This is a genomic window from Helcococcus kunzii ATCC 51366 (assembly GCF_000245755.1).
Taxonomy (GTDB): Bacteria; Bacillota; Clostridia; order Tissierellales; family Peptoniphilaceae; genus Helcococcus; species Helcococcus kunzii.
The window spans coordinates 290,879-297,412 of record NZ_JH601088.1; the positions used below are offsets into that span (position 1 = coordinate 290,879).

Consider the following 6,534-nt stretch of genomic DNA (forward strand, 5'->3'; position numbering starts at 1 on the left):
GTAATTTATGATAGGAGCTTTTTTTGATATAGATGGCACTCTAATAAGAGAATCAATTATGCTTAAACATTTCAATAAATTGGTGAAATACGGCATAATTGATGAAGAATCATATTTAAAAAATATAAAAGCAAAATATGAAGCCTATGAAAAAAGATATGGTAATTATGATGATTTTATTGTAGAAGTTGGAGAAGTATATAGAAAAAAACTGATTGGTCTACATAAATCCATTATTATAGAAACGGCAAACCAGGTAATAAAAGAAGGTGGAGAGCTGGTATATGCATATACTAGAGACAGGATAAAATTCCATCAAAAACAAGGGCATAAAGTGTTCTTTGTTTCTGGTTCTCCAACATATTTAGTAAGAATGCTTGGTGAATTATATAATATTGACGATTTTCAAGGTACACATTACGAATTTGATGAGGATGGAAGATTTACTGGTAAAATTTCTCAAATGTGGGATAGCGAATCAAAACTAGGAGAAATACAAAAACTAGTTGAGGCGCATGATATAGATGTAAATAATTCTTATGCTTATGGAGACACCAATGGTGACTTTTCCATGTTAAAAACTATGAAACATGCCACTGCAATTAATCCATCCAGAAAATTCCTTAAAATGATAAAAGAAGATGAAGATTTAAGCAAGAGAGCAGACATCATTGTTGAAAGAAAAGACATTGTATATAAATTAAAACCTGATGTTGATTTATATGCCTTAAGTGAATAATATACAAATACTAACCCTTATAAATATTTACATGTTTATAAGGGTTTTATAATTTAATTAAAGTGACAGAGTTTAGTTTGACCCTAGTGTTTTTAATTTTTCTAAATCCGACAGGGTAGAGGAGATATTTTTACTCTAGATATTCTATTTGACGATTTTCATTAGATCTTATAAACTTATTATTTATATTTTTTATCACTAACTCATTTGATGTTAAAACAACAAAAAAATTAATCAAAAAAATCTTAAATATTGATAATTTTTATTAGATTTTTACGATTAAATATGCTATAATATAGTTGATCGTGAATAATATATCATGATTTAATTGTAATTTACTTTGATAATATATTATATTTATCTCTTTGATTAAATATTTTATTACCAGATATATAGGGGGTGATGCTGGGAAATAAAATATGACAGGTAAAGAAAGAAGTAAAATTTTTAATATTTTCAAGGGATTAAGTAGATATAGAAGCGATAAAAATATAATGAATATATCCGAAGTGGAAGAGAAATATCTTGTTTTAGATGAAAGCTTTAAAAGGAGCGATGAGGTAATGTTTCTACTTTATTCGAAATTATCTAAAGATGAAAAAAGATATATTGATTTATATTTTCGTGAAGGTTTAACTGTATTAGAAATCACCCAAATAATGTATGTTTCTGAGTCAACATATTATAGAAGGATGAAAAGTATATATAGAAAATTATTAAATTACATGAACGATTTTGAGACTATTTTTAGATTTGAGGATTAATAGAGGAGGATACCCTAAAACATTACAAATTTTTTGTTAGGTTAAGGTTTAAGGATCGCCCCCTCATATATAACTAATTTAAGATATAGACTATTTCAATTCCATTACTATTAAATTTATAAGATTCTATTTTGAAACTATTTATTTCGTTTATACTTGATAAAGTATAGTCGATAAAATCTTTTCGGATTAATCCAGGTATTGCTGTTAGATTTTTATCCTTATCCTTAAAAATTTTAATATCAAATTTTATGTATGAGTTAATATTCCTTTCAAGAAGTTGTATTATTTCCCGTGCATCATTGTCAAAGTACACACCATTAATATTAAAACTAGATTTTTCAATTCCTGTGTAGAATCTTACAGGTTTTAATCTAAAATATTTATCTAAAACTGATTCAATAAGTAATCGTGAAGTCATTGATCTTAAAATATTAAGTCTATCTTCAAAAATTGTCTTAATTGTAATATCTGAAGATTCAGGTTTAACTTTTGATACTAAAACATATCCAAGACTAGAGCTATAAATATCTTCAACAATTGTATCATTTATGTAAATCTTTTCTCTTTCGATATTATATTTTTTATAATCCAAGGCAATATTAACTTTTGGCGCAATATGGGTCATGCCTTTAACATTACTTCTCTTTACTATACTTGTATTAACTTCTGTCAAATAACTATTAATCATATTAACCTCTAGGAAAAATTATGAAACGTCCAATTTTATCCATATTCATCCCATTCTTTTTAGGAATACTAATCTATGAATATTTCAAAATAAACATTAACTTAATTTTATTGTTTTCTATTCTCATATACCTATTCTATACGAAAATAGGTAAAAAATCCATATTAGTATTTTTTGTAATATTTATCTCGATGAGTTTAACGCATATTCGTTATCCGGAAATTAATTTGGGTAAAGCTAGAGATATATCGGGTGAAATCTATTATGTAAAGGAAAGTGAGTTTGGAAATACATATTATTTAACTGCAAACAATATTAACTTTGAATTTCATTCCAAGGAACAATTTGTAGAGGGAGATTTTGTAAATGTAAAAGCAGTAGTTGAAGAAGTTTCTGGAGAAAACAATTTTAAGACATTTAATAGATCGAAATATCTAAAAAGTAAAAATATTTTCTATAGTTTAGATATAAAAAATATTAAGAAAATTGGTCATAGAAATAGATTAAAATATTCTCTAAGACATGCAATATCAGAGTATTATAAGCACAATCTTAACAGTTTGAGTTATAAATTTGTGAATTATATGTTTTTAGGATATCAGGGCGAAGATCAAATATTTACAGATATTAAGGATTTAGGGCTTTCACATATTTTAGCGGTTTCAGGATTACATATAAGCATTTTAATAGCTTTACTATACTATCTCGGAGTCTATTTAGGTTTTAATAAAAAAATTTATTCTATTTTTTTAATATTATTTTTAATATTCTACGGATATATAATTAATTTTCCAGTATCTATAATCAGAGCGCTTGTCATGTATATCATCTCAACAATTGCTATTTACACAAACAATATAAGAGATAAATTAAATGATTTGATTGTCGCAGCTTTTCTCACACTACTAATCAATCCATTCCAAATATATTCTGCTGGATTTTATCTATCTTATTTATCGATATTTTCAATTGTGGTTATTCATAAAAACATTAAAAAGATATTCAAAAAAATCCCTGACATCATCTTAATTTCCATTTCAATACAAATAGGAATGTTGCCTCTTATAATGTATTTTTTCAATCAAATAAATCTTTTGGTAATCATACTAAATATTATTATAGTGCCAATAATCTCAATCTCTTTAACGACTTCTATAGTATTTTTGATTTTAAGATTTGAGCTTTTGGAATGGATTATAAATGGTTCATTTTTATTTGTTGAAAAGATAATAATGTTATTTGGAGCAGTTAAAGAAAATTTCGTGATAAAAGGGGCCTCTTGGGATATCACTCAAATAATACTTTACTATATTATTTTATATTGTATTTTCAATTATAGATTAATAATAAACAGAGTTAGAAGAAACAAAAAGTTTTTATTGCTCTTTACGATACTGCCAATTTTTTACATCAAAACAATTTTTATGCCTGTAACGATTATAAATTTTATAGATGTGGGACAAGGAGATGGTATACTTTTAAGGTCGAAAGGTTATAATATCTTGTTTGATACGGGAGGCAGTGCATTTGCGAAGGAAGCAAAAGGTAAAGCATATTATAACTATCTCATGAAAAATGGAGTGTCAAAAATAGATGTAGCATTTATTTCACATTCGGATATAGACCACGTTGGAAATTTGGATTATATAATTGATAAGATAGAAATAAAAAATTTATACTCAAATGATAAACTGAAATATAATACAAAGAAATTAAAAGTGGGGGATGAATTAAAAGTAGGAGATTTCCGTTTCAAAGTTCTTGTTGCTAATGAAGAAGCAGACACCTCAAATGATAAATCAATCGTGCTATTAGCTGAAATTTATGGTAAAAAAATCTTACTTACTGGAGATATTGAAGAAGGAGAAAAAGATATAAATATTAAAGACAAAATTGATTATCTTAAAGTTTCTCATCATGGTTCTAAATACAGCACTAAAGAAGAATTTTTATCAAAACATAAAATTGATACAGCAGTGATTTCCGCAGGTAGGAAAAACAGATATGGACATCCGCATAAAGACGTTTTGAAACGCTTAAAAAGAAAAAATATCAAAATCTATAGAACAGATATTGATGGAAATGTTGAACTGAAAATTACACCATTTTCTGATTCATTAATATATTATAAGAAGGAATATGATGTTTTTGAGTTTATTTGGGAGATATTTATTGGTTTATGAAAGAAATAGAAAAAATACTATATTTCCCAATATTATATTATATAATTATTATAATCTTATATTAATTTTTAGAGTTAAAAAGGTGATTAAATGATTACAGATTTAAGAAAAGAACATATAAAAAAAATAGATAACAATTTTGTAGAACAAGGATGGGGAAGCAGATTAGAAGTATTAGAAAAATATTTAGATGAAATTAATCAGGGGAAAAGAATAGTATTAGTTGATGTTAACAATGATGAATGCAGAGGATATATTACTTTGGTACTTAATAAATCACCTAATGATAATAATTCTACTGTGCCTGAAATAGTTGATTTTAACGTGTTTGAGAAGTATCAAGGTATGGGTATAGGGCAAAATCTGTTAGATAGCATTATTTTAGAAGCGAAAAGTTATAATGATTTTGTGAAAATAGGTGTTGGATTAAATTCAAACTATGGGAAAGCACAAAGGTTATATGTAAAAAATGGTTTTATCCCAGATGGAAAAGGAATTTATTATAAAAACGAAGTAGTAGGAGTAAATGAACTTTGTAAAAATGATGATAATTTAGCTATGTATTTCCTTAAAAAAATAAGATAATATCCCATTTTCTTATCTCATATTTTCATTTTTCATTTACAATTTGTCAAAATTGAAATATAATATTAGAAATAATGGATATAAAAATTAACATATAAAAATAATGGAGATGAAAATTGGATAATAAGAGAGATAGAAAAGTATTAGAAGATGATTACGAAAATGAATCAAGTTCTAATAACTTTAGAAATTCAAATAATAGAAATTATAACAATGATTATTTTAAGAGGGGAGATTCAGACAGGGGCTTTAAGTTTTCGAAGTTAATTTTCGCTTTTAGTTTAATCGCGGTCGTTGTTTTAATATTCTTTGCTTTTACAAAAAACATTCTTCCGTTAAATAAAAGGATAATGTATACTGCTGGTCTATTAATTTTAGAGGGGATTTTTGCTTACATAGTAACTAGAAGAGATAAGAAACCATTGAAGTTTGTTGCTTCAGTTTTGATGATAATAATCACTTTAGCTATAGCGGCATTTCTATTTTATTTCTTGAAATTAGATAATTCTATCAAAATTATGAACAAAAATCGTATTAATGAAACAGACAATAATCAAAACCTTGAAACAAAGGTAGAAACAAATGTTGGAGAATCATTCAATGTCTATATCTCAGGTATAGATACTTATGGTGATTTAAGTCAAATATCTAGATCTGATGTTAATATCATTGCTACAGTAAATTTAAAAACTAAAAAAGTTTTATTAACTACCGTTCCAAGAGATACATATTTACCAATTGCTGGGGATGGACACAACGAAAAAGATAAATTAACCCATGCTGGAAACTATGGTGTCCAAAGTTCAATAGATACATTAGAAAACTTCTTAGATATTGATGTATCATATTATGCAAGAGTAAATTTTGATTCTTTAATTAGATTAGTCGATGTTATCGGCGGTATCGAGGTACAGAATGATCAAGCGTTTAAGTCAAGTGTAAGTGGCAAATACTATGATAAAGGTAAAATTGAGCTTGATGGAAAGTCTGCTCTTGATTTTGTAAGAGAAAGATATACTCTAACAGATGGAGATAATCAAAGAGGTAGAAATCAAGAAAAAGTACTTGAAGCCATGATTAAAAAGACTTTGACTCCTTCAGTATTATTAAACTTTGATGGCGTGTTAAATACATTACATGAATCAGTTAATACAAATATGTCAACAAATAAGATAATGGATATTGTAAATTCACAAATATTCTCAAATAAGAGTTTTGATATAGAATCACAAGAAGTAAAAGGTGAAGGAACAATGGATTTACCTTCATATGCAATGCCTGACAGTAGATTATACATGTTTGTACCATATGAAGATAGTGTTGAAGAAGTAAAAGACGCAATTAACGATACATTAAAAAATGAATAGATGTTCATTAAGAAGGTAGGGGATGCTATTTATAAATAGCATCCCCAAATTTTTTAGTAGGATTTCCTGTCTATTTTCGATTTAGCGATTTAATCAGGAAATATTTTTTTGTTTTTCCTGATTATTTCGGGATTCTTGATTTAGTCAGGAAAATTTTTTGCTGTTTTTTCCTGATTATTTTGGAATTTTTGATTTGGTCAGGAAA

Annotated in this window: 6 protein-coding genes; 5 read left to right on the top strand and 1 reads right to left on the bottom strand. The window is 26.5% G+C overall.

The window, feature by feature from the left end; translation table 11 throughout:
* Window positions 1-7 precede the first annotated feature (7 nt).
* Window positions 8-739 carry an HAD family hydrolase gene (locus tag HMPREF9709_RS01250; protein WP_005397161.1) on the top strand — a complete coding sequence of 244 codons (732 nt, stop codon included), beginning with the start codon at window positions 8-10 and terminating at the stop codon, window positions 737-739.
* A gap of 419 nt (window positions 740-1,158) precedes the next feature.
* On the top strand, window positions 1,159-1,503 hold the full coding sequence (locus tag HMPREF9709_RS01255) for a helix-turn-helix transcriptional regulator (protein ID WP_005397163.1): 345 nt from the start codon (window positions 1,159-1,161) through the stop codon (window positions 1,501-1,503).
* Between the two features lie 73 nt (window positions 1,504-1,576).
* Here the strand turns inward: HMPREF9709_RS01255 and HMPREF9709_RS01260 are convergent, their stop codons facing one another.
* Window positions 1,577-2,194 carry a hypothetical protein gene (locus tag HMPREF9709_RS01260; RefSeq protein WP_005397165.1) on the bottom strand — a complete coding sequence of 206 codons (618 nt, stop codon included), beginning with the start codon at window positions 2,192-2,194 and terminating at the stop codon, window positions 1,577-1,579.
* Between the two features lie 227 nt (window positions 2,195-2,421).
* Here HMPREF9709_RS01260 and HMPREF9709_RS01265 point away from each other — a divergent pair, with 227 nt between their 5' ends.
* The 3 genes from HMPREF9709_RS01265 to HMPREF9709_RS09450 all read left to right on the top strand — a co-directional run bounded on the left by HMPREF9709_RS01265 (window position 2,422) and on the right by HMPREF9709_RS09450 (window position 6,329).
* Window positions 2,422-4,377 (top strand): DNA internalization-related competence protein ComEC/Rec2, encoded by a 1,956-nt coding sequence (locus HMPREF9709_RS01265; RefSeq protein WP_040463769.1) that lies wholly within the window; start codon window positions 2,422-2,424, stop codon window positions 4,375-4,377.
* A gap of 90 nt (window positions 4,378-4,467) precedes the next feature.
* Entirely contained in the window at window positions 4,468-4,962 is a 495-nt protein-coding gene (locus tag HMPREF9709_RS01270; protein WP_005397169.1) for a GNAT family N-acetyltransferase, read from the top strand.
* 116 nt (window positions 4,963-5,078) lie between these two features.
* A complete protein-coding gene (locus HMPREF9709_RS09450; RefSeq protein WP_005397171.1) occupies window positions 5,079-6,329 on the top strand; it encodes an LCP family protein in 1,251 nt (416 codons plus the stop codon).
* The last annotated feature ends 205 nt before the right edge of the window (window positions 6,330-6,534 follow it).